Raw genomic sequence first — 3,376 nt, forward strand, 5'->3', positions numbered from 1 at the left:
GACCGGGCAGCGTCAAGAATTCCCTCGAATTCGATCGCCTGCACATAGCCGGAGGCCTCGACGCCGCAAAAGGTCGCCCGCCCGTCAAAATCGTCGGGCAGTGCTTCTTCGGGATCGGCGGCTTCTCCAAGAGGGCGCAACTCCCGCACTCCCTGGTCCAGCGCGCTGCCAACAGCCTCGATCAGTGTCTCAGACATGATCGAAGACGCCAGCCCATGGATGTAGAGCACCAGCAAGGCGACGCAGAGAACCGTCAGGCCGATTGCGATCGTGACAGACAGGTAGGCGCTGGACTCGCCCTCGACGCCCGGCCCGATGGAGGCCAGCAGCAGAAGGCTGTAAAGGATCGTCATCACGAACGTGCCCAGGACAAGCTGTGTCTGCAAGCGGCCCATGAAGTTCCGGATCAGGCGGGGCCCGAACTGGCTTGCCGCAAGGGTCAGCACAACCATGGTGATCGAGAACACCAGGCTGGCCATGGTGATCATCGAGGGCAGAATGACCCCCAGAAGCTCGCGCGCTTGCTCCGGTTCGCTGACATAGATCAGGCTGGGGAAGCTTTCCTCCGGCCCCTGACCCAGCCACTCATCCAACGCGAGCGCGCACCATGTCAGAGCGAGCGCCAGCGTGCCCATGATGGCCGGAAGAAACCACAGGCTGGTCCGCACCGCATCCCAACGCGCGTTCCAGACATTGCCGCCAGTGAAGGTTCCTTGCTTGGTCATTCTTTCAAGTCTCCGCACTTCATGGGCGTGGCAGCGTTTTTCGTCCTGGCAGAACATGCTTGTTCAACCGCTCTGACACCCTGAACTTCGGTGCGGCCGTATTGGCGCACAAATATCTTGTAATGGCCTTTGGAGGCGAACGAGTGCGGCGTAATCTGGTTGCCCACACCTGCGTGTCTTCAAAAGGCGCCCATGGAACATCGGAAGAAAATTACGCCGGCGTCGCGATGGCCGCACCTTGCCCTGAGACACCTTATTGGCAGGACATGTCATCAGGGCATAAAGATGTGGCGCGTAAAGCTGTTTGCAGCATTGGTAGGGGGTCCCCGACGCAATGGCGTACAATAAATAGAGGGCTGTCATGCCAATTCTCGCGATCTCGCACAAGACGACCTATGCCTACCGGCACCCCGTGATGCTCGGTCCGCACCAGTTCATGCTGCGGCCACGGGAAAGCCGAGACCTCAAGCTGATCTCGCATGAGATCGATATTTCACCGCAGGCGGAACTCGCATGGTCGCAGGATGTGGCAGGCAATGCGATCGCGTCCGCAACGTTTCAGTCCCCGGCCGACCGGCTGACCATCGAAAGCTGGGTAAAGGTGGACCTGAGTGCGCCTATGTGGCCGATCTTTCCCATTTCTGTCAGCGCTGTCGAATATCCTTTCTTGTATTCCAATGACGACTGGACCGACCTTGGTGCCCTGACCCGTCCGCACTACGAGGATATTGAGCACCGCTTCTCACAGTGGGTGGAAGGGTTCGTGTTTCAGCGGCCCACGGACACTTTGTCTCTGCTGAAGGATATCAACAACGGAATATCTACACAGATTGCCTATGAAACTCGCGAAAGTGAGGGCACGCAGTCTCCTCTCGAAACCCTGAGCCGCGGACGGGGGTCATGCCGTGATTGGGCAGTTCTGCTTGCAGAAAGCGCACGGCTCCTGGGCCTTGGGGCCCGCCTCGTTTCCGGCTACCTGTTCGATCCGAACAATGACCTTGTGGGCTCAGCAGCCTCTGGATCCACACATGCCTGGGTCGAGATCTACCTTCCGGGCGCAGGTTGGATTACCTTCGATCCGACCAACCGAAGTCTGGGCGCAGGCAACCTCATTCCTGTTGCTGTCGCACGTGATATCCGTCAGGCGGTGCCGGTCGCAGGGAGCTTCGCCGGACCATCGGATGCGCTGCTTGACATGACCGTTGCGGTCAGCGTTTCGTGCCTGCCCACCTCCCTGTAAAGCATCCTATCATTCTGGAAGGTCAAGCAGCAGGAAAAAGCGCGACCCCCTTTATCGAGATGTTTCCATAGGTTGTTAGAGATGGGCCAGCCTTCCAAACCATCTCGACCTGTCCAAAACAGTACCTGGTGGTTCCGGTATGGAAGATGCGGCCTTGTTCTCGAAAGCGGCCATGACCTGTCGGGCATGACCGGGAGGCGGGTCATTTCCCGGCTGAAGAACCGGTCACCTCTTGCTGCCGATTGAGCTTTGATGGAACGAGGATCAGCGTGCTTCCATCACGTTAGATACCGCTTCCGAACTCGGGCTGGCGCGCAAACACCCATGAGCCGTTCCCTCGCAGTGCGCCAGGAAGGTCCCTCCGCTATCCCTCGATCATTGCGTCCGTCAGCACCCCTGCCGAGCGCCTTTACTCGTGGACGCGTTCAACGAACGTTGCAGCGGCGGTAGTTCTTCCTGCTTGAGATGCGTCCAGAGCCATCTCTTCCATGAGGACAGCCCGCTCACCGATGACCCGGAGGGCGATGCGGAGAGTTTCGTCAACCGCGCCCTCCTGCTCGTGAGCCAAGTTTGACCGTAACGGTGTCCCACCTGACAGCGGAAGCGTAGCGGAGAGCGTCTAATTTGCGGCAAGGTTCCTGAGTTAGAATTGCTTGGCGTTCGGGTGGAAATGCCTGGCGACCGGCCTAGCTTTCTCAATCTCTGTCTTGGCCGGAGCTATTCAGCCTGCCGCACTGGTGGCTGGCCTTGCAGGCGGCGAGCTGGACGCGCCTTCATGGAGCGAAGGGAGGCTGATCGCCTTGTGAGAAGGGCCGTCCTTGCGCGATTGATCGTCACCCGAAGGGCCGAGACCAGGCCGCTGTCCTAACTATGGCGCCCCTGCACGGGCAGTCTCGGGACGAGACAAGCGGGCAGGACCAGGCGCAAAGGAAAGGCAGGGGGCTAAGCTCGGGGCGCAGGCCGGAGCCTAGAGTATCCTTCATTGTCTTCGCGTGTCCTATGCTTGTCGTAAAGGGATTTGCGCCGCTCTGTATCCGTTCAGGTCCCAGGCAAAGACGATGGCAGATCAGACTTCAAGACGGTCCTTCATGACCAAACCCGGGGACGCTCCAGCCACCGCCACTGCACGCCATGAATGGCGTGCAGTGGCTCTTGCTTCGCATAAGAGCCGGGATCTGCATAAGACAAGCGGGGTCCCTCGGGGCAGAAGGTCCAGGGCAACAAGCTCTAGACCGAATGAAACGAGGGACACAGCACGAATTAGCGGGGCGTGTGCACTGCTGCGTCATATCTGTTTGACACCTGAGAAGGGCACGGTGATCCTGCACTGTCAGCAGGAGACACACATGACCGACGCGCAGATCTTCCACACGTCACGATACGCGGACAGGAGCGCCATGCTGGAAGGCCT

The 3,376-nt window shown here is 59.3% G+C and carries 2 protein-coding genes; one reads left to right on the forward strand and one right to left on the reverse strand.

What is annotated here, in order from left to right:
- On the reverse strand, nt 1–725 hold a 725-nt coding region (locus ACLHHB_RS01415; RefSeq protein WP_410216496.1), incomplete at its 3' end, for a DUF2254 family protein.
- A 361-nt stretch (nt 726–1,086) separates the two neighbouring features.
- Here ACLHHB_RS01415 and ACLHHB_RS01420 point away from each other — a divergent pair.
- Complete coding sequence (locus ACLHHB_RS01420; protein ID WP_410216497.1) at nt 1,087–1,965, forward strand: transglutaminase N-terminal domain-containing protein; 879 nt, start codon at nt 1,087–1,089, stop codon at nt 1,963–1,965.
- Nucleotides 1,966–3,376: the final 1,411 nt, after the last annotated feature.

The sequence above is a fragment of the Paracoccus sp. (in: a-proteobacteria) genome (assembly GCF_046462195.1).
In the GTDB taxonomy this organism is placed as follows: Bacteria; Pseudomonadota; Alphaproteobacteria; order Rhodobacterales; family Rhodobacteraceae; genus Paracoccus.